At 32.6% G+C, this 26534-nt stretch carries 29 protein-coding genes; 6 read left to right on the top strand and 23 right to left on the bottom strand.

Annotated features, from left to right (window positions below; genetic code table 11):
• Positions 1-77: 77 nt before the first annotated feature.
• Positions 78-791, bottom strand: coding sequence for a WxL domain-containing protein (locus AN960_RS19115; RefSeq protein ID WP_056474909.1), 714 nt, complete (start codon positions 789-791; stop codon positions 78-80).
• A gap of 389 nt (positions 792-1180) precedes the next feature.
• The gene (locus AN960_RS19110; protein WP_056474907.1) at positions 1181-2020 is read right to left on the bottom strand and encodes an SAM hydrolase/SAM-dependent halogenase family protein; all 840 of its coding nucleotides are present in this window, start codon (positions 2018-2020) and stop codon (positions 1181-1183) included.
• Positions 2021-2757: 737 nt separating this feature from the next.
• On the opposite strand from AN960_RS19110, the gene AN960_RS19105 reads away from it, so the two are divergent.
• The gene (locus AN960_RS19105) at positions 2758-3183 is read left to right on the top strand and encodes a hypothetical protein (protein ID WP_056474903.1); all 426 of its coding nucleotides are present in this window, start codon (positions 2758-2760) and stop codon (positions 3181-3183) included.
• A 97-nt stretch (positions 3184-3280) separates the two neighbouring features.
• On the opposite strand, the gene AN960_RS19100 is transcribed toward AN960_RS19105, so the two are convergent.
• The 10 genes from AN960_RS19100 to AN960_RS19055 all read right to left on the bottom strand — a co-directional run bounded on the left by AN960_RS19100 (position 3281) and on the right by AN960_RS19055 (position 10512).
• Positions 3281-3460 carry a tudor domain-containing protein gene (locus AN960_RS19100; RefSeq protein WP_025568179.1) on the bottom strand — a complete coding sequence of 60 codons (180 nt, stop codon included), beginning with the start codon at positions 3458-3460 and terminating at the stop codon, positions 3281-3283.
• Positions 3461-3466: 6 nt separating this feature from the next.
• On the bottom strand, positions 3467-3763 hold the full coding sequence (locus AN960_RS19095) for a ferredoxin family protein (RefSeq protein ID WP_025568180.1): 297 nt from the start codon (positions 3761-3763) through the stop codon (positions 3467-3469).
• Positions 3764-5059, bottom strand: a complete 1296-nt coding sequence (locus tag AN960_RS19090) for an FAD-dependent oxidoreductase (RefSeq protein ID WP_056474900.1) — start codon at positions 5057-5059, stop codon at positions 3764-3766.
• Positions 5043-6083 (bottom strand): electron transfer flavoprotein subunit alpha/FixB family protein, encoded by a 1041-nt coding sequence (locus AN960_RS19085; protein ID WP_056474897.1) that lies wholly within the window; start codon positions 6081-6083, stop codon positions 5043-5045. The genes AN960_RS19090 and AN960_RS19085 overlap by 17 nt, the downstream gene beginning before the upstream one ends.
• Positions 6084-6911, bottom strand: a complete 828-nt coding sequence (locus tag AN960_RS19080; RefSeq protein WP_056474895.1) for an electron transfer flavoprotein subunit beta/FixA family protein — start codon at positions 6909-6911, stop codon at positions 6084-6086.
• A gap of 287 nt (positions 6912-7198) precedes the next feature.
• Positions 7199-8062, bottom strand: coding sequence for a VOC family protein (locus AN960_RS19075; RefSeq protein WP_056474892.1), 864 nt, complete (start codon positions 8060-8062; stop codon positions 7199-7201).
• On the bottom strand, positions 8059-8418 hold the full coding sequence (locus AN960_RS19070; RefSeq protein ID WP_056474882.1) for a DoxX family protein: 360 nt from the start codon (positions 8416-8418) through the stop codon (positions 8059-8061). The genes AN960_RS19075 and AN960_RS19070 overlap by 4 nt, the downstream gene beginning before the upstream one ends.
• Positions 8419-8916: 498 nt before the next feature.
• On the bottom strand, positions 8917-9243 hold the full coding sequence (locus tag AN960_RS19065) for a hypothetical protein (protein WP_056474879.1): 327 nt from the start codon (positions 9241-9243) through the stop codon (positions 8917-8919).
• A 443-nt stretch (positions 9244-9686) separates the two neighbouring features.
• Positions 9687-10136: an RrF2 family transcriptional regulator gene (locus AN960_RS19060; protein WP_025568186.1), complete on the bottom strand. Its 450-nt coding sequence runs from the start codon at positions 10134-10136 to the stop codon at positions 9687-9689.
• A gap of 172 nt (positions 10137-10308) precedes the next feature.
• A complete protein-coding gene (locus AN960_RS19055; RefSeq protein ID WP_056474875.1) occupies positions 10309-10512 on the bottom strand; it encodes an alpha/beta-type small acid-soluble spore protein in 204 nt (67 codons plus the stop codon).
• Between the two features lie 297 nt (positions 10513-10809).
• Between AN960_RS19055 and AN960_RS19050 the strand changes: the two genes are divergently transcribed.
• Positions 10810-11847 carry an LLM class flavin-dependent oxidoreductase gene (locus tag AN960_RS19050; RefSeq protein ID WP_502692556.1) on the top strand — a complete coding sequence of 346 codons (1038 nt, stop codon included), beginning with the start codon at positions 10810-10812 and terminating at the stop codon, positions 11845-11847.
• 58 nt (positions 11848-11905) lie between these two features.
• Here the strand turns inward: AN960_RS19050 and AN960_RS19045 are convergent, their stop codons facing one another.
• From AN960_RS19045 to AN960_RS19020, 5 genes are all read right to left on the bottom strand, one after another.
• On the bottom strand, positions 11906-12361 hold the full coding sequence (locus tag AN960_RS19045) for an SRPBCC family protein (protein ID WP_056474872.1): 456 nt from the start codon (positions 12359-12361) through the stop codon (positions 11906-11908).
• Positions 12362-12828: 467 nt separating this feature from the next.
• Complete coding sequence (locus AN960_RS19035; protein ID WP_056474861.1) at positions 12829-13092, bottom strand: hypothetical protein; 264 nt, start codon at positions 13090-13092, stop codon at positions 12829-12831.
• A gap of 196 nt (positions 13093-13288) precedes the next feature.
• Positions 13289-13717 (bottom strand): DUF4395 domain-containing protein, encoded by a 429-nt coding sequence (locus AN960_RS19030; protein ID WP_056474858.1) that lies wholly within the window; start codon positions 13715-13717, stop codon positions 13289-13291.
• Positions 13718-14272: 555 nt separating this feature from the next.
• Positions 14273-14899: a sporulation-specific diadenylate cyclase CdaS gene (cdaS, locus tag AN960_RS19025; RefSeq protein ID WP_056474857.1), complete on the bottom strand. Its 627-nt coding sequence runs from the start codon at positions 14897-14899 to the stop codon at positions 14273-14275.
• Between the two features lie 129 nt (positions 14900-15028).
• Complete coding sequence (locus tag AN960_RS19020) at positions 15029-15415, bottom strand: RidA family protein (protein ID WP_056474856.1); 387 nt, start codon at positions 15413-15415, stop codon at positions 15029-15031.
• Between the two features lie 266 nt (positions 15416-15681).
• On the opposite strand from AN960_RS19020, the gene AN960_RS19015 reads away from it, so the two are divergent.
• Positions 15682-18078, top strand: coding sequence for an Ig-like domain-containing protein (locus tag AN960_RS19015; protein WP_056474855.1), 2397 nt, complete (start codon positions 15682-15684; stop codon positions 18076-18078).
• A 170-nt stretch (positions 18079-18248) separates the two neighbouring features.
• Here the strand turns inward: AN960_RS19015 and AN960_RS19010 are convergent, their stop codons facing one another.
• Together AN960_RS19010 and nagZ are read right to left on the bottom strand one after the other, a co-directional pair.
• On the bottom strand, positions 18249-18485 hold the full coding sequence (locus AN960_RS19010) for a hypothetical protein (RefSeq protein ID WP_056474854.1): 237 nt from the start codon (positions 18483-18485) through the stop codon (positions 18249-18251).
• 95 nt (positions 18486-18580) lie between these two features.
• Complete coding sequence (nagZ, locus tag AN960_RS19005; RefSeq protein ID WP_056474853.1) at positions 18581-20224, bottom strand: beta-N-acetylhexosaminidase; 1644 nt, start codon at positions 20222-20224, stop codon at positions 18581-18583.
• A gap of 188 nt (positions 20225-20412) precedes the next feature.
• Here nagZ and AN960_RS19000 point away from each other — a divergent pair, with 188 nt between their 5' ends.
• Together AN960_RS19000 and AN960_RS18995 are read left to right on the top strand one after the other, a co-directional pair.
• Complete coding sequence (locus AN960_RS19000; protein WP_286131752.1) at positions 20413-21330, top strand: alpha/beta hydrolase; 918 nt, start codon at positions 20413-20415, stop codon at positions 21328-21330.
• Positions 21331-21511: 181 nt separating this feature from the next.
• Complete coding sequence (locus tag AN960_RS18995) at positions 21512-22468, top strand: hypothetical protein (RefSeq protein ID WP_056474852.1); 957 nt, start codon at positions 21512-21514, stop codon at positions 22466-22468.
• Here the strand turns inward: AN960_RS18995 and brfA are convergent.
• The 4 genes from brfA to AN960_RS18975 form a co-directional block, all read right to left on the bottom strand.
• The gene (brfA, locus tag AN960_RS18990) at positions 22455-22682 is read right to left on the bottom strand and encodes a ribosome rescue factor BrfA (protein WP_056474851.1); all 228 of its coding nucleotides are present in this window, start codon (positions 22680-22682) and stop codon (positions 22455-22457) included. The two genes, AN960_RS18995 and brfA, sit on opposite strands and share 14 nt — an antisense overlap.
• A 73-nt stretch (positions 22683-22755) precedes the next feature.
• Positions 22756-23043, bottom strand: coding sequence for a DUF4359 domain-containing protein (locus tag AN960_RS18985; protein WP_056474850.1), 288 nt, complete (start codon positions 23041-23043; stop codon positions 22756-22758).
• Between the two features lie 154 nt (positions 23044-23197).
• The gene (locus AN960_RS18980; protein ID WP_056474847.1) at positions 23198-24385 is read right to left on the bottom strand and encodes a helix-turn-helix domain-containing protein; all 1188 of its coding nucleotides are present in this window, start codon (positions 24383-24385) and stop codon (positions 23198-23200) included.
• Between the two features lie 287 nt (positions 24386-24672).
• Complete coding sequence (locus tag AN960_RS18975) at positions 24673-25239, bottom strand: DUF1643 domain-containing protein (RefSeq protein ID WP_056474845.1); 567 nt, start codon at positions 25237-25239, stop codon at positions 24673-24675.
• 216 nt (positions 25240-25455) lie between these two features.
• Between AN960_RS18975 and AN960_RS18970 the strand changes: the two genes are divergently transcribed.
• A complete protein-coding gene (locus tag AN960_RS18970; RefSeq protein WP_056474843.1) occupies positions 25456-26244 on the top strand; it encodes an HAD family hydrolase in 789 nt (262 codons plus the stop codon).
• Positions 26245-26534 lie beyond the last annotated feature (290 nt).

The following is a 26534-nucleotide window of genomic DNA, read 5'->3' as shown; positions in this document are numbered from 1 at the left end:
GTAGAAAAATATAAAAAGCCTGATAGAAAGTACTCTAATCAGGCTAAAAATCAATTAACTTTTTTATGTAGATTTAATTATACTCCAGGAGCATCGACTAGTGTCCAAGTAACAATTGCTTCATGATTACCTACTGTTGCTGTTCCACCAGGAATTTTTAAAGTAACATTATTATTTACTGCACCATCATTAACATCTGGATTTGGGCCTAACCATCTAGTTAACCAAGTACCAAGTCCCGTACCTGCTTCAGCAGTAACAACTGATGATTCAGTTAATCCATCTGTATTTAATGTAATCGTTTGAGCAGGCGTTGGGCCAGTTCCACTTCCTGGTGTTACAACTGATCCATTTTTAAATGTAAGAACCGCTCCAGGTAGTGATTCACTTGCACCGTTTGTAAATTTACTAGCTTTAGCTGTCACTTCCCACCCTGCACCAGTACCTCGTCGATCAGAAACTTGGATAAAAGGCTTTTTAGATGTAGAAGAATAAACCTGATCACTACTTGAAACTTCTTTCGAACCAAATTGAACTGAAGAAACAAAGTCCAATGTTAACGAACCTGTCTCACCTGTAGGAGGATCTGTTGGATCAGTAGGTCCAATTGGCTCTAATGGAGTTGCTGGGTCAGTTGGATCTACTGGAGTTACTGGACCAGAACCTTCTGTAAAATTAATAGCTGCTTTTGAATTTGCTTGAGACGCGACAGCTGCAAAGGAAGTGTTTGCCGCTCCTACGAGTGTTGAAAAACTTACTACACCAATTGCTACAATTTTTGAAACCTTCATTTAATCAAAACCCCTTAAATAAAATTCTTCATTAAAGATATTTCAAAAAAGAACTAAACATCTATCTTGAAGTTAAGGCCAATTATAGTAAAGAAAAATACCATTGTCTGTGAATAATTTGTGAAAACGTTCACTTAAATTTTACTTTTAATTAAACAAATCCCCTAAATATAAGAAATTTAATAGAGTCAAAAATGTTTTTCACGTGAAACATTTCACGTAAACTTATAAATTCTACTTCGAAAGTTCCAATTTTCCGATTAAAATTCACAACAAAAAGAGAAGCCCACTTAAATATAAGTAAACTTCTAAGTTAAAATTCAATTGAAAAATTACTAAAATTAGCTCTTTTCTACTAGCCCTATATATTTGATACTCTTAAGCTTTTCCTACTTGCTTATAAGTGTTATTTCCCATTCGATCCCGGTATCAATTCCGTATTCATCAGTAAACGAACCTTGATTTACAGCAACTGCCATTTGATCCAGACTGTTTGCATATAAAATTGGTTCTCCAATTGCTACATCAGCAAATGATTTTCCATATTTTACGGCTTGTTTGTATACTTTTCTTCCTTGGTATGTAATTAGCACTTCGACAAAGTCCCCATGAGAAACGCCTTGTTTGAGAAAATCTGATCGACCAATATTCGTCCAAATACTACCATAACGAACATCAAGTATATCAATTGTTCCTGTTATCGAATTGTTTTCACTATGGCATTCTTTAATAGGTAATTGTATGTATGAATTTGAATCTACTTCTGGACCAATATTTTCGAAGTCGATTATTCCAGAAGCTAATCTTGCACCTGTATAAGCAAATATATCTCTTCCATGGAAAGTATAAGATTCACTTGAATTTGGAAGTCTATTAATTTCTTCGTCAATGACTCTTAATTGGTTGATCCCATATATTTTGCCAACATGTGTTAATGTTCCGTTATCAGGTGTAATAATGAAGTGATTCGTATTTGTGCGAGCCACTATGCTTCTACGATCTGACCCTACACCTGGGTCTACAACTGAAACAAATACTGTTCCAACTGGCCAGTAATTCATTGTTTGTACAAGTCTATATGAAGCTTCCCAAATATTGTATTGAGGTATATCATGGGTCAAGTCGTAAATCTTTATATCTTGATTTACATTACAAGAAACACCATACATAGCGCTAACTGCTCCATCTAGTAATCCAAAATCTGACTGAAACACTAATGCATTTCCCATTTAAGCACCCCTAATTATTTGAATATTTAAAATTAAATATAAATTCAATCTATTATTTAGTCAATGATATTATTCGTATTTAATTAATGAATTTAATTATACGGTTGAATTTATTCATTCATATGGTTCGAATTGTATAGTTTTAGTAAATATTAATTCCTTTATCCTTAATATTCGTTTCAACGTTTCCCTTAAACTTCAAAATAAAAAAGATATAGTCGTAAGATCCTATATCTATTAATAACATTAGCATGTAAATGTTATAAGTATATAGTTTTGGATTGCTGGAACATTAACATTTTTTACTACTATTAATGTCCCCTAGATTTGTATAATGATGTATTCTAAATTAAATAACTAGGAGACAATTTGGGGAACTTTTTAATTTAAGTGGACTGACGTTATTTAAAAATTATGTAAAGACTTCTATATTAATAGGAGTCTTCCTTATAAATGAACGAGCTCATATTAGTGGTCTATTTTTTCTAGGAAAAAATTATTCCTTTGATATTGGATTTATAGGTATACAACATTTTTATCTACGGGTGTTATTTAGTTATCAAACAATAACAACTAAAGCACTAAAAACAAATTGTTAAGCACAGGAAAATAGTACTTATTATTTTGTTTAACGGAACACTCCTAAACTTTAGTAATGGTTCATTTCACTTCAAAAAGGTTATTTAGTCCTCTATAACGAATATTTATTATGTGGCGAAATATAGGGAGGCTATCTATTGTACACGTTTATTGAATTTTTATGTCTTATTGGAATCCTATTTTTTATTATTTTGGGGATGATCTCTTTCTTTAAAATGAACGGAAAGGCTTTAAAGAATTTTATTATTACTGGGGCCTTATTTGTTATATTTATTTTTACCTCCTTTACAGATCCTTCAAATGAAGCAGAATATAATGAAGCAACAGAAAAAGACATAAGTACTAAACCAACCAAGATAGTTAATAAAACTGAACACTCTAAACTAGAAACTAGTCAAAAAGAAAAAACAAAATTATCTATACCTAAAAACAGTGATAACTTAAAAAAATCCTGTAAAATATGTAAACCGAAATCTGAAAAAAAATCTATCATAGAACCTAAAAAAGTGAAAATAGAAAAAGGAACATTTAGAATTGTTTTTATGGTATACGGGTTAATGTGATGCTCTAATATGTAATTGGGGGCTATATAGGTGGTTTTAGGTACCTCCCATATAGCCCCCATATTTTATAGGTTTTTTACATTTAAAAATAGGTGAATTATTTTGGAGTGAAGAGTTGAATTAATTCTGCGCAGCTAATTTTCCTTAGTAGATCGAAACTTGCCCAGCTACAAACACGATCCTCCCAAGCTACTAAGCAATGATTATCTTTAGTTTCCATAACCGTTCCCACAGCACCATCTAAGCTAAACATAACATAGTTGCCTATCGAGAACATTTCAGATCACCCCAATCTAAATATAATTCCGTGCCCACCTTTCGGATATTCCCATTTAATATTTTGATGAGGACAGCCTATTCTACAGCTTCCACATTCATGACATCCCTCGTATCCAACATGCATTCGAATATTTTCCCATTTATAAACTTCTGCTGGGCAAAAGATCGTACAGATTTTATCAGGACATTTTGTCATACAAATATCGGAATCTAGTACAGTTAAGTGCGATTTTGTATCGGCATTAAAACGAACGAGATACTGCTTTTCTTCGATTGTACTTTCTTTTTTTGTCTCACTCATTTATTTCATCACCTTCCATGCTTTGTATACATCTTTCGCAAGCTTAATTTTAGCCTTTGCTCCTCCTATATTACTCATAATATTCTTTTGTTTTTCCCATTTAGATTTACCATCTACTGTAAACATTTGGCTGGCAGATTTATTTAATAGTGGAATATATTGCTCGAAATATTGAGGGAATTTTTCAAAATGATGTGTTGCATCTTTATATTTTTTCAAATCCTGTCCTACGAAGCTATTTAATAATTTATCAGCGTATGGTTTTAAAGCAACATCAGAGTAGTTATCAATCGCTTTTGCTTCGATAATGGTCTCTGCTGCTAATCTTCCAGATGTCATTGCCATATTTGAGCCTTCACGATGAATTGCGTTTACTAACTGTGCTGCATCACCAATTACCAACACTCCGTTTCCTACCAATTTAGGAATCGATTTGTACCCACCTTCAGGAATTAAATGAGCAAGGTATTCTTGTGGTTCGCTTCCTTGAATATACGGTCTAATCATCGGATGATTCTTAACATATTCAAGTAAATCATAAGGTTTCAATTTATTTTCAATCATTCCTGATAATAATGTACCGACCCCAATGCTAAGAGAATCTTTATTTGTATATAAAAATCCTGTGCCAACTATGCCTTTTGTCGCATCTCCAAATAGCTCAATTGCTACCCCTTGGTTACCTTCAAGACCGAATCGATCTTGAATTATTTTACTATCCAGCTTTAAAATTTCCATTGTAGCCAAAGCGACTTCATCTGGTCTCCATTCTTTATGGAAACCTAAAGATTTTCCTAAAAGTGAATTTACTCCATCAGCTAGAACTACCACATCGGCATATAAATCACCGTCTGGTCGATCCGTCCTTACCCCAACAACCATATCGTTTTCAACAATACACTCGAGAACAACTGTTTCATTAATTAATAATGCACCTTGTTCTACTGCTTTTTGAGCAAACCATTGATCAAATTTTGAGCGCAGAACAGTAAAATTATTATAAGGTTCCTCAGCAAATTCAAGACCTTTATATCCAAAGGTAGTAGCGGATTGTTTATCAAGCATCATAACTCGTTGCTCTACAATCACACGCTCAATTGGTGCATCCTTCCAAAATTCAGGTATAACATCCTCCATCATTTTACGATACAATACGCCACCCATAACATTTTTCGAACCTGGATACTCTCCTCTTTCAATAAGGACAACATTAACACCATTTTTTGCGAGTTCGTATGCACATGAAATTCCTGCTGGGCCTGCTCCAACGACAATTACATCAAATTTTTCCGGCATGATCGTGATTTTCCTCCTTTAAAGAAAAACTTTCTTGGAATTGGTTAATCAGCATTGGTACAATTTCAAATGCGTCTCCTACGATGCCGTAATGACAAGATTGAAAAATTGCCGCATTTGGATCTTTATTGATTGCAATAATGAGACCTGAATTTTGCATCCCAACAATATGTTGGATTGCGCCAGATATCCCAATTGCAAAATAAATTTTTGGTGTAACCGTTAAGCCAGTCTGACCAACTTGATGATGATGTTCAACCCAGCCAGCTTCAACTACATCACGACTTGCACCAACAGCCGCTCCAATCGATTCAGCAAACATATGAATCAACTGAAATCCGTCTTTACTACCTAATCCTTTGCCACCCGCTACGATGATATCTGCTTCATCAATGCGAACCTTCTTAGTTGTTGCACGTACAATCTCTAAAACTTTTGTACGAATATCTTCTTCTTTTAAATCAATTTCCTCTTCGATCACAACTCCCTCAGCGCCAGGAATAGGAGTGAGCGCTTTCATAACCTTTGGACGAACTGTCGCCATTTGAGGTCTATATTTCTTACAAAGAATAGTTGCCATTATATTTCCACCAAAAGCAGGTCGACTAGCTAATAATAGCCCTGTATCTTCTTCAACATCTAATACAGTTGTATCGGCTGTTAAACCTGTAGGTAAGTCAGTTGCAACAGCACTTGCTAAATCCTTCCCTTTAGAAGTAGCTCCATATAATAAGATTTCAGGCTTATATTTGTTACAACATTCAAGTACTGCTTTCATATAAGATTCAGTACGATAATCCTTAAAAATTGGGTCATCATATACATAAACGATGTCAGCACCGTATTCAAATAACGTAGGGGCTAACGATTTCACATTTTCACCAATTAATAATCCTGCTAATTCGCAACCACGTTTTTCTGCTAATTCTTTACCAGCTCCAAGCAATTCAAGTGACACGGGTGCTATGACTTTATCGTTTTCTTCAATAAACACCCAAATACCTTTGTACTCTGAGAAATCCATTTATACCCCTCCCTTCACTTCAAATAACTCTTTCTTCTCATTTAAAATCTTCATTAGTTCATTTACTTTTTCTAATGAAGTTCCTTCAAATACCGTACCACCTTTAGCCTTTGGTGGAGCCCATACTTTCGATACAATTGTTGGTGAACCTTTTAAACCTAGTTGTTTAATATCGATATCTTCTAAATCCTTCACGGCCCATATTGTCGGGTTATACCTTGCAGCTTTTATCATATTTGTAAGTGATGAATAAGGAACTTCATTTATTTCCTTCTCAACTGCAAATAGACAAGGTAAACTCGTTTTAATCACTTCATGGCCATCTTCTATTTTTCGATGAACAATTGCATATCCATCACCTTTATTAATTTCTTGGACCTTCTTAACAGATGTTAACGGTGGTATATCTAAACGACGTGCTATACCTGGTCCAACTTGTCCAGTATCACCGTCAATTGTCATCTTTCCACAAATGATTAAATCAATCGCTTGAATTTGTCCTATTTTCTCAATCGCTTTCGTCAAAGCATAGCTTGTCGCTAACGTATCTGCCCCAGCGAATGCACGGTCTGAAATCATATACCCTTCATCTGCACCAATTTCAATACATTTTCTTATAGCTTTTACAGCAGGTGGTGGCCCCATGGTAATAACCGAAACTGTTCCACCATATTTATTCTTAATTCGAACAGCTTCCTCTACCGCATGAGCATCATACGGATTTAATATTGCTGGAGCGCTTGCACGGTCCATCGTATTCGTTTTAGGATTCATCTTAATGATCTTCGTATCTGGCACTTGTTTTATACAAACCACAATATGTAACACTTTTTCACTCTCCCTTTTTCTTCCCGTCTCCCATAGTTAGTAAATGTACATGTTGTTCAAATATATTATTTTTATTGAAAAAATATGATAGAATGCAACTAAAAAATAGAAACGAAAAAAAGAGACATTCACAACATAGTAGTTGAAAATGTCTCTTTAGACTGTTGACAAACGCTCGCTTTCTGCGGTGCTCATTACCGTCTAGGGTAACTCCGCTCCTCACCAGACTTCGCGCCCCTTAAAGACAAGCGTTTGCAATCAGTCTGATACTCATATTTTTTGTATTTCTATTTTTCATTACCAACTAATAGTTGGATTGTTATGCCTGAAGGGTCCTTCGTAAATGTAAAGCCATTTTCTTCAAAAACAAAAGCTCCCATATTCTTTAAACGATTTACTACCACCGATTTTTCTTCTTCACTTGGATATAACAATGTAAAATTCTTTAATCCTGCACTGCTATCAGAAGGTTCAACTCCTCCTGCACTATGCCAAGTATTTAAACCGATGTGATGATGATAACGTCCAGTTGAAATAAATAATGCCTGGCTTCCATATTTCGTTACAACATCAAATCCGAGCCCTTCACAATAAAACTTCTCTGTGCTATTTAAATCAGAAACTTGCAAATGGATATGACCCATAATTGTTCCTGATGGTAGACCAGTAAAAGCTTCATCCTCAGCAAGTGCTAAAAGTCCCTCTACGTCTAATCGTTTACTATCCATAACGACATACTCATTATGCCATTGCCAATTCTCCGATGGACGATCTACATAAATTTCAATACCATTCATATCCGGGTCCGCTAAATAGATCGCTTCACTGACTAAATGATCCGAACCACCTTGAAGTGGATTTCTAGTTTCAATCAGATGCTTAAGCACGATACCTAAATCTTTTCGAGTAGGTACTAATAACGCAAAATGATATAATCCTGTATTTTGCTCATTTCTAGGTGTAACATTGTCTGGTTGCACTAATTTAATTAATACATTTACCCCATCCTCTGTTAAACTAGCATTTGTAGTGGAATGTTCCAAAACTTTTAAACCAATAACCTCTTGATAAAACGTTAATGAACGCTCTAAATTTGCAACTTTTAATTCAACAGTTGGAGCATAAACTTTTGGCTTTTGATGAAAATTCATTTTAATTTACCTCCTCTAGAAAATAGTACAATTAATGTTAACACTAACAGAATGAACGGAGCCATTGCAACACTCATGCCTTGACCCGCATGTAAATGAGTAAATACAGCACCTACCATAATAATCGCCAATCCGACTGAAGCAAGCTTACCCAATATCAACTTCCAATAACCAACTAATAAACCAATTGCACCTAACACCTCAAATGAACCAATCGTATACATCATACCTTTTGAATAACCATAAACCTCTATAAAATCATGTAACATCTGAGCATTTCCACTTAATTTCACAAATCCAGACAGTAGAAATGCAATAATTAAAATCCCTTGAATAATTCGAGTAAACCATTTCATTTAAAAATCTCTCCCTTTTGTTGTTTGTTTTTTACTGAACTTATATTAAGTACAGTTAATTTTAGAGTTTTTTACTGAATCCTTACTGTTCTTAGTTTAGAAACAGTAATACTTAAAAAAATAGTGCGGTAAAAATTAGTTGGTTACTTTTTGTAAGTGTGTTGATTTAAGTACAGTATATGTCATAACTGTTCTCATTTCAAGGACATTTTTTGATTTTTGATTATCCTTACTCTCAAGGTTAAAATTTGAGGGCTAGCTGAAACTCGTAAGGGACTAGATTTTTAATGGAAGAAAGCGTGGAGGAATTTATCACCTCGTCCGCATGCCATTGACAGATGATTTATTGAAATCTAATAAAATTCATACATTTTTCACTTTTCCTCAAAATTTTCTAAATTTTTTTTGTTACTTTTATAGTATCCCATATATATATTTAAAAGAATTCGTAAAATCACTTTACTGTTGCTTTGTAAAAATAATTAATTAAAACTATTTTTACTCATTATTTATATCTCCTGTTTCCAGTTTCTTGTTTAAAACCATATAATCATTTCTGCTAAAAGAGATCGTAACTCTATCTAATCGATCCCCATTTGGATATAAAAATAATTGTTGATTGAACTTTATGCCTAAAGGTACAACTGTTTGATAAATAAGATTTAATATTTTAAAGCTTTCTAAATCTACTCCTTCTTTCAAATGATTTTTTACATGGATCATTACGAAACCATCAATACTTTCAAATATAGGTTTTCGGGGAGAGATATTATTAGCTTTACAAAGCCTTTTTAATAAATTTTGATAATAATCATTTTGCTCCAATTAAAACACCTCACATTTCATAAGAAAAGAAGCAATTTTTAATTTATATCATTAAAAAAAGTCCAATCGATCATGATCTGAGAGAAATCACTTCTCTCGAAATAAAAATTTGATATTTTCCCCTGTAAACTATACACTTCGTATGGTTTATTTGCGATTTCGCTATTTTTATTTGTGATTCTCAAAATTTCATTGCGAAATGACTAATTTCATTACGATTATCGAAATTTATTTGCGATGGCACTATTTTAATTGCCATTCTCCAAATTTAATTGCGATTCTACAATTTTAATTGTGATTCCTGAAATTTATTTGCGATTACACTATTTTAATTAGCATTCTCTAAATTTAATTGCGATTCTAAATTTTATTGTACTCGCCTCCTAACAGACACACTATCCCAAACAATATAAAAATATCGTACATCCAAATGTACGATATTTTCAAAGTGATTCGATTGTTTTATGACTGGCACGTCTTACAAAATCAGCCAAAGTATAGTTACATAAAAAGCCAAGTAAGTGTTCTTCTGCTTCAATTGCAAAGTCTGAAAATACATTGTTCATTACACGTCCACTAGTACAGTCAGATGTGGATTCAATTAGTGCGGTTGATAGAGGTTCTGTCATTTGTAGGGCAATGTAGACTTGTTTTAAGGTAATTTCCTCAGGTGACTTAGCTAATAAATAGCCACCATCTCGTCCTTCTCTTGCTTCTACTATTTTTTCCTTTACGAGGGGAGCCATAATTCTTCTCATAAATGAAACACCTGATCTAATATGTTTTGCGATTGCTTTACTTGGTGTAACCCCTTCTGTTGTTGCTAGTAAAACTAATGCCTGAATAGCAAATCCGAACCACTTAGGTGTAACGGAATTTTTACAACTTGACATTTTTATCACCATCCAGTGATATTATTATCCCCCGTTTTTGTATCCCTTGCAAGTATATAGTAGTTTTTAGACTTTTTTAAATGTAAGTAGATAACGATTTACTGGATGGATCTAGTTGTTTTTAGACAATAAAAAAAGGATAGAAAGTTTGCTTTCCATCCTCATTTTTTATTTAACGAGCATATCCGCCTAGGCTTTGTTCTGCCATTTGAACTAGACGCTTCGTAATTTCTCCACCAACTGAACCGTTAGCGCGTGAAGTTGTGTCTGGTCCTAAGTGCACTCCAAATTCAGAAGCTATTTCGAACTTCATTTGCTCAATTGCTGAATTTGCATTTGGTGAAGCATATTGATTTGAAGATCTTCTGTTTGCCATGTTGTCGACTCCTTTGTCTTTTGGATGCTCTGATGTTGTTTATCAGATTAAAGATAGTATGATTCTTAAAATTTATTCTATACATTTATTTACAAATTTTTTTCTTTTTACCAAAAGTGCTTCTTGTTACCAAATGAAGTTTCCCTGAATAAATATTTCCAAGTTCAAAAACTTGTATTATGGCTAAAGATTTTCTATAATCTTAGCATACTGTATATAATTAAAACACAGTTTATCAAATGAGAACGTCTCGTTATTTCCATATATTGAAAAATGTTTTTTTAGGAGGAAAATTTTATGATGAATAATCGTTTCCAAGATAAAGTTGCTAAGAATTTAAGTGAAATACCTTTATCTGTATTAGACTTAGCACCGGTTGTTGAAGGAAGCACTCCTGCTGATGCTTTTAAAAATAGTCTTGATTTAGCACAGCATGCTGAAAAATGGGGATATCACCGTTACTGGTTTGCCGAGCATCATAATATGCCTGCAGTTGCAAGTTCAGCAACTTCAGTTGTAATTGGACATATTGCAAGTGGAACATCAACGATTCGAGTTGGTTCTGGAGGAATCATGTTACCAAATCATGCTCCATTAGTCATAGCAGAACAATTTGGTACATTAGAATCACTACATCCAGGTCGTGTTGATCTTGGATTAGGTCGTGCTCCTGGTAGTGATATGTCAGCAACGAGAGCGTTACGTAGAGATTTACGCAGCCATGAAGACTTCCCTGCTCAATTAGAGGAATTACGTAATTACTTTAATCCGCCAGGTGGATTAGGCAGTTTAACGGTTCAAGCTGTGCCTGGCGAAGGTTTAAATATACCAATTTGGCTATTAGGATCAAGTGGCTTTAGTGCTCAGTTAGCTGCTGAATTAGGTTTACCATTTGCATTTGCAGCACACTTCGCACCAGATTATACAGTTCAAGCAATGCAGTTGTATCACAATAACTTTAAACCATCTAAAAGTTTAGATGAACCATATGCAATGATTGGCTTAAATGTTGTCGTTGCTGACACAAATCAAGAAGCAAAAAGACTTTTCACCACACAACAACAATCATTTTTAAACTTAATTCGAGGTGGTAAACCTTCTCTTTTAAAACCACCAGTTGACGATATGGATGAAATTTGGAGTCCATATGAAAAAGAAACACTTGAAAATCAAATGAAACTATCTGCTATTGGTACAATCGAAACCGTTACTGAAAAGCTACAAACAGTTTTAAATATAACAAAAGCTGATGAAATCATGGTAAATGGTTCTGTTTTCGATCATGCAGCGCGTTTATATTCATATGAATTATTAAGTAAAGTATCAAATAAATAATAAAAAAGGAGAGTATGGAATGCTCTCCTTTTTGTTGTTTTATAAATTCCTATTAATCCTACGCCTTTAAAGCTTCTTGTTCGACTCTTTGTAAAAAATCATGTACTGCCTTTAAATTATTCCCCTTTGGATTAGCTAGCTTTAACATAGCTCGTCCGATAAAATTTACTCCGGCATTCGTGCCTTCATAAATAAATTTTGTATGTATATCGTCGATTTTTTCTAATGTAAATGTCAGATTCGTTACAAACGCATTTGCTAAAACAAAATGGATTTGCTTTTTTTTATATGATTCAGTATCCTCGTAAGCCAAAGTTTCAACAATATAAGATTCTACACGTTTTCCTTCTCTATAACTTTGCTGATGCTTTGCACCTACTTCGTTTTCATTTTTATCGATTAAATTATGTTCTTCAACTTTTGGCATTATTTTCTTAATGTTTTTATCTAAAAATAGACTCCATACTTTTTCGATATTTTCATTTATAACAATGTCTTCTTTCCATTGAATCATTTTAAATCTCCTTCCTGAAGCAATAATCCATCTATTTCGTTTAATTTTATAGTAAATCCTCAATTTCTAATTTGCTTTAAAAACCTTGGAGAACGTCACATTTTCAAATACTATTTCTAGTATACCGAATTATGTATTCAAATCATAAAAAAAGCCCTCTCATTTATGAGAAGGCTCTGATTATTATTATTTTTCACCTGGAAATACGATTGCTACAATAACTATATCGTTATTGACCATTTCAAAATAAATTCGAAATTTTTTTATTACGACTCTTGATATTCCTTTATAATTTCCATGTTCTTCAGTATATGTTTTTCCAATGACTTCATTTTTTAATAAATCTTCTGTTTCCAAGACTATTTGTGAAATAAAATCAAATGTTTCTTCTGGAGTGAATCTTATACTTCTAAATTGGGTAAGTTTATTTCGTACATTAAGCGGCCATATAACATTTCTAAAAATCGTTAGATGAAGTCTTTAGAGGAAATTGATTTTAAAAACTCAGATGTTGACACCCCTAAACCCTTTTTGTACTCATCCTGACTTTTTCTAATCATAATTTCTATTTCAGGATTTGCTTCGACGTCTGCTTTAATAGATTGTTCTTCTTCTTGAAGGACAAGTGTAAATCGTCCTTTGCCTGGAACAGAAAATTGAACAACAGAATTCTCACGATCCATATTTGAAATAAATCTCATAAGTTCTTCTGAGAAATGAGCTTTTTCCATCCAAATCACCACCATAAAAGACTTATTATTATATCATATCATACATCAGTTAGATATTTGAAATAAACCAATGAATTTTTTGTTACGAGTTTCCTTCCATTTTTTTATATTCAACTTCTTTTTCTATCAGATTATTGTTTTGAAATCATAAAAAAAGTCCTCTCATTTAATGAGAAGACTCTGATTTTTATTTAATTTATCTTAAGCTTTTTCGATATTTATATTGGTTCCATTGAAAATGAATATAACAACCAATGCAAAATCCGTTGATTGCGATAAACGAAGCTAATGCGACCATAATTGAAAACACATAAAATAATACGTTCCAACTAACTAATGCACCAATAAATGCTAGAGATAAACAGGTTACTGCAATTGTTTGATTAAAATTTTGTTGACCTTTATCCTCTTGCGGATAGCTCGATGGTTTCTTTTTTAAAAAACGTTTAGCAAATTTTATGATTGGATGGAAATCAAAAAGTAATCCACTTAGTCCACTGATTAAAGGAATAAGTAGTAGCCAGTACTGACCAGTGATCCATGTTAATATTACAGAAATAAAGATCGTCCATTGATTTGTACGAACTAAAGGTAATGGAATTGTATTTATTTTTGGATTAGACATACCAAAAACCAACCTTTCGTATCGGAATAATTAAGTATAATCATAATATGATTTCAAAAACAATTCAATCCATAAAATCTGAAAAAAGTAAAATTATTATAAAAACAAAAAGAACGATCTAAATGATCGTTCAGCGAGTTGATATTAAAAATTTTCAATCTTTAAAATAGAATCCCATGAGGTAGTACTTTTGCTTAATCTTGTAATTTACTTCCTCATAACAGCTTCATGAGGTAGTACTTTTGCCTAAACTTGTAATTTACTTCCTCATAACAGCTTCATGAGGTAGTACTTTTTGCTTATACTTGTAATTTACTTCCTCATAACAGCTTCATGAGGTAGTACTTTTGCTTATACTTGTAATTTACTTCCTCATAACAGCTTCATGAGGTAGTACTTTTGCCTAAACTTGTAATTTACTTCCTCATAACAGCTTCATGAGGTAGTACTTTTGCTTATACTTGTAATTTACTTCCTCATAACGGTCATATTGGACACTAATTGACAATCTCATTTTTCAACAAAAAAAAAACGATCTAATTGATCGTTTCGGTTTTAATTAATAGGTGCCCCATATTTAACAGGATATAAGCTTCCTTTATAAGCAAAAGATATATTTCCTGTTTCTTCTGATACAACTAGAGCAAGTGCATCGCTTTGTTCTGAAATTCCAACTGCTGCTCGGTGCCTTGTTCCAAGTTTTTTATTATCGTATGTAATTTTAGATAGCGGAAGTACATTACCTGCTGAAATGATCATGTTATTTTCAACTAGTACTGCTCCGTCATGTAACGGGCTACCTGGATAAAAAATTGATTCTAATAATGCTGGGGATAGTTTTGCACCGACGTGTATCCCTGAACTCATCAACTCTTCAAGTGAGTCGTCTCTTTTTACTACAATTAATCCGCCATGTTTACGTTTTGATAAGTGCTGAACTGTAATTGCCAATTCATCAAAGATATCAGTATACGGAGATAGATATGAATTTAAATAAAATGAGGCTGCATCCATTTGTAAATTATTAAAGACGCGATGGATATTTTCAAATTCAGTTAATATGCCGCATCCTTTATTTTCAATTCTTCCAATCATGCCTTCGATTTTCATATTAAGTTGTGTTAGTGTTTTTGTTATATTTTTTCTTACAGTGGGATTTAATTGAGACTCGAATTCATCCATTTCAATTTTTCATCTCGCTTTCGAACCGAATTACCTCCACTTAAGTTTCCCAAAGTTCGCTATGTTATACCAATCATTACCATCCATAGTTTTAATTCAATAACGATTGATTGTAACGAACTAAGTTGATTATCTTGCTGCCCATGCTTCTACTTCTATTTTAATGTCTGGATTTGCTAAAGCTGATACATAAGCATAAGTTGTTGCAGGTGGGTTACCGGAATGAAATTGGCTCCAACAGTCTAGAAAGAATTGACGATCGATTTTCTCCGTTAGCCAGAAGTTGAGTTTAAAAAGATTATGAAGCTCGACTTTCTCGCTCTCAAGGATGTTTTTTATATTCTCAAGTGCATTGACAAATTGACTTTCGATATCAATTGGAAATACTCCGTTTTTGTCGTTTCCTACTTGACCTGATAAAACTACTAGCTCTGCATGTCTTGGGACAATTGTGACATGACTATATTGGCCAACAGGTGCAGCAACAGATTCGGGGTTTACTTTTTTAATTTTCATTTTTATTTCCTCCTTTTTTCTTTTGGAAATGGAAATGGAAATGGTGTTTATTTCTTGCAAGTGAATTTTATCCCCCCACTCCTTCGACCAAGTATATTCTTTCAATATGTTACAATTTGAACCTTTTATAAATTTTTTTGAAACTTTTTAAAAACAAAAACATCATTTGTATTTTTCAACTTGCCCTTCGATTACGAATATTCTCATATCTTTATTGACATTAGCACTATATAATCGAGTAGTGACTATTTATTTAAGGAGAATATATGATTAAAAAAACGAGTTTATCCATACTGTGTCTACTACTATTTTTTTGTACGAAGGCTACGCTTACTCAACAAAAAGCAGTCATTGCTGCGACTGAACCGAATCCTTCTTTGATTTTTGCAAGTCCTGGTAACAGCCCAACTCTTTCACCGGACGGGAATCGAGTTTTTGTGAACTTTGGAATGTACGATACAAAAACAGGAGCATTACTAAACCATATGCCTGTTCGCTATCTTAATTATAGTCCTAATGGTTCTTATTTGTATTCAAATGAAGGCGAAAACACACAGTTTTTCGATGTTCAGACAGGGGACAAATTATTTACATTACCTTATTATATCGCCCAAATTTCATTTAAAGGGTCCGATGAACGAATCATGGGTATAACACATGAATTATCAGATGGAACATATGGGTTAACCATATATGATGATGCAACAAAAACCGTACTGTTTGAAAAATCATTTGATTATAAATACGGATTACGTGTAAGTATCCATCCAACAGAACCAATTGTTGCTGTTACAGATGATTCGACCGTTGAAATTATCAATTACGAAACAAAAAAAGTCATAAAATCGTTTGAAAATCCGTTTAAAACGACTCGGTATTATCCGATTCGTCAAATGATTTTTAGTCCTGATGGCAATACGCTATCATTAACAAATGATTCAGGACTCGCAAATCCATTTGTGCAATACGATGTGAATCGTAATTTTGAAAAGTCTTCAACTGTTTTTAATTTGTACATCAACGAATCAGCCAAAAATAATAGAACAACTTCTCGTGCAATTAGTTACGGTAAAAATAATGAATTAATTTTCCATTATTTCCATAAGATTAAATTTTTCAACGCAACAACTGGTGCTTATTTACGCACAGTTGGAAATGATATTGACAATGTTGTATTTTCTCAAAACATGGATAAAATCGCTTATGCTAAAAACACAAATGACAAAAACTACGAAGATCCTGAATATATTGAGGTACAAAACTATCCAATAAGTCAGCCTTTGACTAAACGGATTGAGTTTAAAGATCCGTATATTCAATTAAAAGAAAACCAATCGACCTATTATGGGTTGCAATATATAAATGAGAAGAACGAAATCACATTCCTTGACCCAAATGAAGTTACCTTAACGCCAATTGACCCATCAATTGTATCGATTGACTCATCCAATAAACTTATCGCAAAAAAATCAGGTGGTACGATTATAAAAGCAACTTATCAGGGATTGGTCGATTATTTATCAGTAAATGTTGTGTCTGAACCTGATTCGCGTATTCATGTGAACTCATTATACGATTCATCGTTGATCATCACAGGGACTGCACCACCAAATATTAAATTACAGATTAATGCGGCAGATTATCCTTATGAAGTTATAACAAAACCGGATGGAACATTTTCTGTTCCATTAATCACTCCATTACGAGCGAATACTACGGTTCATTTTATGTATTTCTTAGAAGATTTGTTTCCAGCCGAAGCACCATATGGGACAGACACTGTTGTTGAAAACGTACTTCGTGACACTGTTGCACCAAAGCCGCCAGTGATTACGAGTATCGATAATGCTACCAACATTGTAAAAGGAACAGCCGAACCGAATGCTACAATCAATCTGTCGACGGATTCTTTAATCCCAACAACCACTTCTCGTTCGTCTGCACTTTCGGTCGATTCGATGGTTAACACAAAATCTCTTAGCACAATGGCAACTACTGTTCCATTGGCTAGCCAACCGTCTACCGGAAAAACAGTTACGACGAAAGCTAATAAATACGGTCAATTTACAGTTACATTGAAAAACATTGCTCAAAATAAAACGATCCAATCAACAGCGACTGATCTAGTTGGGAATCGAAGCAAAGTCACGGTATCAAAAATTAAGGATACAATTGCTCCTAATGCACCAACAGTCAATCGAATCAGTAATATTTCAGCAACCGTTTCAGGAAAATCAGAAGCGAATGCACTGATTACGATTAAAAAAGGAACTAAAGTACTAAATACTGGTAAAGCAACAAATACTGGTACTTTTAAGATAGCAATTTCCAAGCAATCGTCCAACACAACACTATCCATTACAGCGACGGATGCTTCAAAAAATACCAGTAAAAGTACATTAGTCAAGGTGGTTACTGCTCCTAAGACACCAACGGTTAACAAAGTTAGCATCAACTCAACTTCTGTTACAGGTAAATCCGAACCATCTACAACGGTTTATGTGAAATCTGGTTCGAAAACGATTGGTTCAACCACCACATCTAACAAAGGAACATATACGGTCAAAATTCCTAAACAAAAGCTTGGAACAAAATTAAGTATTTACGCACGAAACCGTTCTGGTATCATAAGTTATACAATTAACACGACTGTTTCTAAATAAAAAAAGAGCCTAAGAGAATATTTTTAGGCTCTTTTTTTCAGCGTAATTTGGTATGTTTATTTAAGAAAGTTTATAATCGATAAAAATATATGGCTGTTTCACAGACTTTTCTAAAAGGAAATTTACTATACTCCTCGTAACATTTGAGGTAGTCATTTTATGTATACATATTATCTTAATAATTCTATTACTCTAGCTAATCCTATAGGTGTTATTGAAATATTAAATAATGAAGCATTTTCTTTTTGATCTATATCACTCTTAATCCAAGTTAAACCGTTTATAAATCCTTGCATTTCCAATTCAATTAATGCAGGTTCGACATCATCAATAGCTACTCCTACTTCATTATGAAGCCCTTTTTCAAAGTCTGGCTCTTTTTCTTGAAGTTCTTTAAAAATAGCCAATAGCATTAATCCTGCATCTGAAATCTTACTAGCCAGAAAGAACACCACCTTTTTAGACTATTTATTCGACAAAAGGTGGTAATTTCCTTTTTTTGCTAATTTTTTACTAATTTGTTTGTTTTTTCAACGAGCTTTTGAAGGTCCATCGGCTTTACTTGATTATTGTCTAATTTATATTTTTGTTTTAGTAAAATGATTCTTTTTACACTCTCGTTTATACGTTCTTCTGAAATTGTTTTGTTTTTCACGGCTGTTTCGATTTCTTTATATACAGCTTTTACTTTGTTAGGATCATGAGCAACCATAATGATATCACTTCCAGCTAAAATGGAAGTAACCGCTGCTTTTTCCAAATTATAATTTTTTCCAATTGCATCCATCGTCATATCATCCGTCATAACCACTCCATCATATTTTAAATCATTCCTTAACATTGATGAAATGACCTTTTTAGACATTGAAGCAGGATATTTAGGATCGATTTTTCGTAATAAAATATGTGCAATCATAACAGCATCTGCGTTTTGATTAATAGCGTCCTTAAATGGTATTAATTCTAACGATTTTAAATCAGTATACGATTTGTTTACAACAGGTAACTCTAAATGGGAATCAACCGAAGTGTCACCGTGGCCAGGAAAATGTTTTACAACTGGAATGATTTTCTCTGATTGAATTCCTTTCATTGTTTGTATTCCTAATTTACTTACAGTTGCTGGATTATTACTAAATGAACGATCACCAATGACCGGATTTTTAGGATTACTATTTACATCTAAAACAGGAGCAAAATCCATATTTAAACCAAAAGCTTGTAGCTGTTCTCCTAGTATTTGTCCTATTTCATATGAGAACTGTCCATTATTTTTCTTTCCAATTATTTCGTTTGATGGTATTTGACCTAGATTTCCTGGTAAACGTGATACCCTTCCACCTTCTTGGTCAACTCCGAATAAGATCGGTAAAAGATTATTTCGATTAGCAGCCTTTATTGAATTTACAAGTTTAACCGTTTGACTGTTATTCGTTAGATTTTCATTGTAAAAAATAAATCCACCAATATAATATTGTTCAACTAGTTCTTTTAAACTATTTGAGTAATTCGGTCCATAAAAACCTGAAATAATCATTTGACCTATTTTTTCTTGAAGTGTCATTGCATTTAAAAGCTGATCTAGTTTAGTGCCAGTATTAGGAATAAGCTGGTCAATAATTGATACTGACGTATGATGCAATGTAGGATTATTATTTTCACTAGTTGGTCTTGGTAAAATAAACTTCAGTTCAATTTGATTTGGTAGTTCATAAACTAAAATAATTTGATCAACTTGTTGATCTTTATAATATTTAATCTTACTTGGCTTTTTTAATTGTTTCATAATATCGTCATAGTGAACTTGTTGTAAATTAGAATTATATGATCTTACTTCATAAATTCGATTTTGATGATCATACCCTACAGCAAATCCCTGTTTTTGATAAGTTAAGTACGTACTATTAGCAGCCTCATCTTTTTGGGTAGATTCCCCAAATTGCTCTGTTATATCTTTTAAGGAAGTCTTTCCTACTTCTATATTTTTTTGGTTTGGAATTTCTCCTTGTTTAGCGCTTGAAATTATATTATTTAAAATTTCTTTTGTTGAAAGTTGATTCGAATGATTAGTATCCGTTTCCGTTTGATGATTTGTATTTTTATTTGGATTCGAATGTGATGAATCTTGGAAAAGTTTATCCTTCAACGCAATGTAAACACTTGTACAAACAATTAACAATAGTATTAATAAAATAACAGCTTTTTTGATAATATTCTCCTCCTAAAATATTATTTTCCCCTCTTTACTTACTTATATTTCCATTAGTTAAGTGGGCACCTTCTAACGAATAGGTGCATACGATGAGAAAGATTAACGAGGAGGGACTAATTAGCATGACCAGTAAAAAATCCCATGAAATGATTCAACCTATAAACTACAGGAATCAAAATATGAATCCAAATCAAAATAATCCTTACTATGATTATCACCAATATTGGTATAACGAATATCAATCATATCCTATACATCAACAGCATCATTCAATTGACCAATCTGACATTTTTTATCGTCAGCATGCTCAAGCTACTTTCGTTTTAGTTCACGGCTCATGGGTTGATCCATTCTTCTGGCACGGAATCACACGAGAACTACTAAAAATGGGACATATTGTTCACACACCACAGTTGCCTGGGCATGGTACAGATAAAGATAAAAATGTAAATCATGAGATCATTACAAAGCAAGTAGTTCATTATATAACGTCTAATAAGCTTAATAATATTATTTTGATAGGTCACAGCTTTGGTGGTACTGTCATTCAAAAAGTCGCTGAACAGCTTCACGATCGAATTAAACGATTAGTTTTTTGGAATGCTTTTGTTTTAAATGACGGTGAAAGCCTTACAGATCAATTTCCACTTCAAGCCCAAAAATTCCTATTAGACTTAGCTGCGCAATCTTCTGATAATACAATCAAACTACCATTCCAATATTTCCGAGATGTATTTGTTAACTTGGCTGATTTACAAACGGCGAGGCAAATTTATAGTGCGACAACACCTGAACCGGCAACTCCCCTTGTTGAAAAACTAGATTTAAAAACGTTTTACCAATTATCTACTCCAAGAAGCTTTATTAATTTACAAGAAGATACAGTAGTACCTACAGGCGAAAATTCTGGTTGGTATCCTCATATGGCTAGTAGATTGGGAGTTTATCGTTTTATACAAGGAAGTGGCGATCATATGTCAACTGCAAAAGTATACCCAAGAAGAATGGCACAGTTAATTGTAAATGCCTCTCGAGACTAAAAATAGATTTTACTAGTTTATGATTGTAGCACTTAATTTATTTACCTTTAAGTGGAGTGAACTGGTATAACTCCATTTAAAGGTAATTTAAAACATATTTAATCTTATTAATATATATTTAATATTTTTGTAACATGTAATATACTAATAGTGTGAAAAATTTTAATATTAGGAGACCGAAATGAATAAATTTAAGAAAATCGCAACTATAGCAACTGCAACAACTCTATCAGCAGGTATTTTATTAAGTATACTTCCAACTGAAACCCAAGCTGCAACTAATACTAAAGTTGTCCAAGTTCAAAATGATTTAAAAAAACAAGTCAGCTCTTACATAAAAGTTCTTAGCAACTTAAAAAGTGAAATCTATTATACAGATCAAGAAGTTTATGATTATTATAAAGAACTACAAACTGATGTTACTTTATTTAATAAATACGGATATACAGGTAAAGACGAACTAGTGAAAAAAACAGCGAGCTTTAAAACAAGAATTGATAAAGCGCGTAAAGACAATGCTGCAGTAGATATGAAAAAAGTAACAGCACAGTTTAATACATATATTAAAAAAGTAGATTCAAAGGGTGCTAAAACATACTTTACAACTCAAAAAAATAAATTGATGGCAGTTAGAAATTACCAAAACCACACATATGATATGATCGAGTCATATGTATACGATATCGAGGATCAAATTTATACTGAAAATGAAATTTATATTCGTAAGCAATTACCTGCTGAATATAAAAACTATGAAACTGAATATGCTTTAGTAAATCAACGCTTTTATGGGATGACATCTAAAGAACAAGAAATTATTAGCTATGCATACGATGTTCTTGATATGGATTACACAACACATCGTCAAATCGAAAAAGATCTAGATTCTATGTTTGATAAGTATTTTAAAGATGGTTTTGACGAGCTGTATGATATAGAAGAGAATGAAAGCTTAGATAATGCAATTGAAAAAAGAGATGTAGCAAAAGCAAAAATTGCTCTTGTAAATGCAACTAACGTTTTTAAAAAATTTAATAATACTTACAATCAATTTGAAGCTGCGGCCGACGTATATAAAACAAATCTAACAGTTAAATTCGCTAATAAAGTAAAAAAAGCGCCTGTTACACAACAATAAGATCAGCATCTAAATAAAAACAGTCCTTTGTTTGAAAATCATCTTTTCCAAAGGACTGTTTTTTATGTTTAACTTGATTTAATTTTTCTTGTTTCGTTTTTGTTCTACGCGTATTTAAATCTAACATCGCAAATGAACTTCTACTTAATTCTGGATTTCGTTTACCTTCTCTAACTAGTTTGTCTCGTAATTTTCTTGCTTTTGATTTGCTCATTCTTTCCACCTCTTTTAACTTTATTCTTCTATTATATACAAGCAATCAAAGTTTTCCACTAACTCTTCATAATTTATTTTTTTGAAATTGGAATAAAGTGATTAAATAAACCGACCACTTTTATTTCCTTGTCTAAAGCCTTAACCTCGTAAACTGAAAAAAAGATATAATCTTTTTTAGTTGTAACCTTACTAATAAGTTTTTCCCCTAATAAGTCAATTCCAAAATCAATGTATTTATTTTTTGATTCCAATTTAAGCTGATCCTTTGCCCAAGTGACAAACTCTCCTTTTGATGGATTTGTTTGTGCAGAGATAATTAGACAGACTGCTAAAGCCACAATTACAAGTAATTTTTTCATAAAGTCACCTTTTCATTATTTTTACTATTTATATGATAAAGGATATTACCGAATTGTCCAGAAAATATCCTTATTTATTAATAAAATGTCTAGAAAAAATAAATAAGGGTCCTAATTGCGACCCTTGAAAGTAAATACAAGTTCAGTTTGAAAGCTATTTAATTACTGCATTCTTTACAATTTTTGAATTTAAAAATGGGATCACTGAAATAATCTCATTAATGCCATGTTTTGATATAGCATCTAAAGCAAGTTCATTAAGTAGGTCACCTTCAATAAAAGGACAAATCGGTGCTAATGACTTAATCCCATTTAATTCATAACTCTTTCTTGTGCATTCATTTATTATTTCATCACTGATAAATGGTGCCACCTGAGCTAGTCCTTTTATACCATTTGTTTCAAACTCTTTCTTTGCACATTCATCGATTATTTCGTCACCGATAAATGCTGCCATTGATGTTATTTCTTTTATGCCATTTAGCTCAAACTCTTTCATTGCAAGCTCATCGATGATCTCATCGCTAATAAATGGTGCTACTTGAGTTAATCCTTTTATACCATTTGTTTCAAACTCTTTCTTTGCACATTCATCAATGATTTCGTTACTGATAAATGGTGCCACCTGAGTTAATCCTTTTATACCACTTGTTTCAAACTCTTTCTTTGCGCATTCATTCATTACTTCTTCGCTGATGAATGGTGCCAAAGTTGTTAAAGCTTTTATACCATTCGTTTCAAACTCTTTCTTCGCTAATTCGTCCATTAATTCTGTACTAATAAACGGTGCAACCCAAGTTAATTCTTCAATTCCATTTGACTCAAACTCTTTCTCCGCAAATTCATCAATTACATCATTACTAATATAAGGTGCCATGCGTGATAATTCTTTGATTCCATTCGAATCAAATTCCTTCTTTGCACATTCATCAATTAGATCTTCACTAACAAAGGGAGCAATATCCGATGTATCAGTAATTGTAAGGTGATTCTCAACATTTCTAAAAACGATGTCTGCTTGATCGATATTAAGAATCGGTGCAACATTTAAAAATTCTTCTTTTTCAACTTCTAACTCAATTGAAGAATCCGTATTATCTTTTTCAATTAAATTATTGATCAATTTAACGCCTTTTTCATTTCCTAAAATTTCATCAATACTTACATTAAAAATTTCTGCAAGCTCAGGTAATTTAGAAATATCAGGCATTGTCTCTCCTCGTTCCCAATTACTAATTGCTTGAAAGCTAACACCTAATTGATCAGCTAGCTTCATCTGTGTAATCTTGTTTGCTTTTCTTAATTGAGCGATTTGTCTACCTACTTTTTTCATATCAAACATTTATATCACCTCTATTTAAAAGTTAATTTCATTGTATCTAGTTAATTGAATAGTTAAAATCAAGTGTTACTTGAATTAATGGAAAATGGACTCAAGTAATAATTGAGTTTCTAAGAAGTCTGCAATTTTAGTAAAGTTTAGTATTTAGTTTAAGAGGTAGCTTTCTACCTTGAACTAAAACTATATGCTCAATTTATTATAACAATTTTTACAAATATAAGTATTTGAATTTTCAAGCAATAAAAAAAACAACCCAAAATGAGTTGCCTTCAGAAATATCATTAAGATTAATCTTTTGTAGTCCATTCGTAAAGTGCTTCAAAATTTAATTTTTCTAACCAATGTCGTTCCGCTAAAATAACTGGGTGAATCAATATATCTTTCCGATTTGAGTCATCACAAAAATTAAATAATTTATCTTTATAAGGTTCTAGCAGGTCTAGAACTTCTTTTATTCGCCACTTAAATCGTTTACTTGAACCCCAAGCTACTATAATAATGTCTGCGTTACTAATCGCTAATTTTATTGCTTCATCGTTATGTTCGCCAACTTCGCATTCTTTCCCTTTTAGCTTTGTTGAATCCGGTTCCATTAATGCAAAAAGATTTACTAGTTCTAACGAGCCGAAGTTACCTTTCTTATAATCTATAAAAAAGTTAAGACATCTCGCCAATATATAATCACTCTTTAGATGATCTGCTCGACAAGGATTAAGTAATACAAGCGTAGCTTTCTTTTTCGATTCATCCCAAGTTCTTGTAAGCGAATATCGCATTAATTTATTTTGTTTATCAAAGACCGCCTTCGAGTTAATTTGCATTGAATGACAGTTTACAAAATCCTCAAATGACATATACTCACTCTTTTCATCATTAATTAAAACAAAATCAACAAGGTATTATATTCCATTTAATCGTCATTTGTACTAAATTATTAATTTAAAATAAATAATCATTAAATGTATCTAAAAAAAAGTAAAATTTTAGTAGCTTTCTATTTACTAATTCATATTTTCCTAGTACGATAGTGGATAATTTAGACAGTTCATATTTGGAAGGGGCTATTTTTTATGATTAAAGGAATCATATTTGATTTGGATGACACATTACTTTGGGACCAAAAAAGTGTTCAAGTTGCATTTGCAAATACATGTAAACTAGCTACAGAAAAATACGGTATTAACCCAACTGAATTTGAAAATGCCGTTCGTGATTCGGCTAGAAAGCTTTATGAATCATACGATACATACGAATTCACAAAATTAATTGGCATCAATCCATTCGAAGGACTATGGGGGAATTTTTTAGATGATCATGATCAATTTCCAAAAATGAAGGCGAATTCTCCTGCCTATCGAAAAAATGCATGGACGCTTGGCTTAAAAGCATTTGGAATAGATGATCCAGAATTTGGTCATTTATTAGCCGAAACATTCCCTGAAGAACGAAAAGGAAACCCTTTTGTATACGATGAAACATTTGATGTGCTAGATCGATTAAATGAACAATATAAACTGCTCTTACTAACAAACGGCTCTCCTGATTTGCAACATACGAAGCTTTCAATTACACCAAAGATTAAAGAGTATTTTGATCAAATACTAATTTCTGGAGACTTCGGAAAAGGTAAACCTGACCCAAGTATTTTTGAACATGCCTTATCATTAATGGAACTTTCAAAAGAAGAGGTCATTATGGTCGGAGATAATCTTATGACAGATATTTTAGGCTCAAGCAGAATTGGAATGAAAAACGTGTGGATTAATAGGCATCATAAGGAACGAAATGAAGTTGTACCTACATATGAAATTACTCATTTAGAAGAGCTTTATCCGATTATTGATTCTTTGAATAAGTAGGTTTTGTTTAAAAATCTAGTGGTCCATTTTTATGGGGACTTGCTGGATTTTTTTTAATTGATTTGGTTATGGATTAAATCGTAATTTCAAGTAAGTGCAATTAAATTCCCAGAATCGCAATTAAAAATGGCAAATCTGCAATTAAAATCCCGGAATCGCAATTAAAAATTCTAGAACTGCAATTAAAAGTATGAAAAATGCAATTAAACTAGAAATATACCTATACTGCTATCCGTATTACGGGCTACTTTTCACCATAAACTAGTGCCTTAAAGTGAATCGTTTAGTCT

The organism is Bacillus sp. FJAT-25509, assembly GCF_001420605.1.
Lineage (GTDB): Bacteria > Bacillota > Bacilli > Bacillales > Bacillaceae_G > Gottfriedia.
The sequence above is the reverse complement of the archived record's forward strand: the minus strand, read 5'-3'. Positions and strand labels throughout refer to the sequence as shown.